Raw genomic sequence first — 1,466 nt, 5'->3', positions numbered from 1 at the left:
GATCAGACCGATCGACGCAAGCGCGCCGTCGTCATCACCGCGGCAGGACGAACAACAGTCGACGAACTCCGCCGCACCGGAGCCGCTCTGGACCACGACCTGCTCGCGGGCTTGACCGACCACCAGCAGACGACCCTGCACCGGCTGCTACTCAAGGTGTTCGACACGATTGTCGACAGCAACCACAGCACGATCACAATGCCAGCACGGCCGGCCGACCGATCGGCCGCATCGAGAACTTGAACAGAACGTCGCCCACCCTGCGACAACCTCACCCGCACTGCACGCATGCGCCGCACCGGTCCGCACCTTGAACGGCCGACCTGGTCTTCCGACGCTCCTCCGGGCATGGGCGACGGGGTGGCATCCGCCACTGTGCGCGCTCATCGGCAGATCCGTGCGCTGAGCGCCGCGATCCATCTGTTACACGGCGTGACGCGCGGATCGCGGCAGATCCGCACACCTGATCTTGGACGGCTCGCTGGCGCGTGTCGGCCGCAGCGCACCTGGCAGCGGAAGCTACGCGCCGCCGACCGGGCGTACGCCGACGTCCAGCACCATGCCACCCGCAGGTTGAGCGTGGACCGGCGCAACTACCGTGCGCTGTACCGGCACATGGGTGCGGGTCTGCGGTACCGGCTCGCGGAGTTGCCCGGCGGGAGCCGATGCGGCGGGATGGTCACGTTGGGGAGCCGGTCGACGCCGCGTTGCCCGCATTTCGGGCGATGATTGCGGGCCGCTTCCTCGGCGATGTCGAGGTCACCGAAGCGCCTGGTCAGGGCGGCGACCACCCGGGCACACTCCTCGTGGTGGGCCCGGGTGACCGCCTCGCGGACGCGAAGATCCTGACCGGTGGTGGCGGGCGTCGAACGGCTCGGGCGCGACGGCAACCTCGTCGGTGGCGTAGCCGCCGAAGCGCTGGATGCGGGCGGTCAGGCCGAGCGGCGGTGCGCAACCTCGGGGGCCGACAGGCTCGACTCCGACGTGCTGCCGAAGAGGCGTCCCGGAAAGTTCTTCAAAGAAATCCGGGAGGCGGTGTCGGATCGGGGCGGTGGTGTTCGTAGCAGGGGTGAGGCCGCCCACGAGGGGCGGCGCCAAGGCAAAGGGAACCGCGATTATGAAGCTGACGACCATGACTCAGGTCACCATCGATGGAGTGATGCAGGGAAACGGCGGCGCGTCGGATGAGGACCGCAGGAACGGATTCGAGCGCGGCGGATGGGCCCGCGGGAAGGGTGACGACGAGACCAGGACGTTCATCACGCAGACCTACCAGCGCGCCGACGCGTTCCTGTTCGGCCGGCGCACCTACGAGTTGTTCGCCGGCTCCTGGGGATCAATGCGCGCACATCCCATCGGCGTGGCCTTGAACGAGGCCCCCAAGTACGTTGCCTCGACCACGCTCACCGCGCCGCGTTGGGAGGACACGACCGTTCTCCGCGGTGACCTCGCGGCGGCCATCAGCG

The 1,466-nt window shown here is 68.7% G+C and carries 2 protein-coding genes; both read left to right on the top strand.

Going from position 1 to position 1,466, the window contains the following annotated elements:
- Positions 1 to 243, top strand: a 243-nt coding sequence (locus tag DKT69_RS38645; RefSeq protein ID WP_438361897.1) for a winged helix DNA-binding protein, incomplete at its 5' end; no start/stop codon positions are given.
- An 874-nt stretch (positions 244 to 1,117) separates the two neighbouring features.
- A partial coding sequence (locus DKT69_RS32400; RefSeq protein ID WP_149998635.1) for a dihydrofolate reductase family protein occupies positions 1,118 to 1,466 on the top strand: 349 nt, incomplete at its 3' end.

The sequence above is a fragment of the Micromonospora sicca genome, from assembly GCF_003172935.1.
In the GTDB taxonomy this organism is placed as follows: Bacteria; Actinomycetota; Actinomycetes; order Mycobacteriales; family Micromonosporaceae; genus Micromonospora; species Micromonospora sicca.
This window is presented reverse-complemented; position numbering and strand designations above follow the sequence as displayed.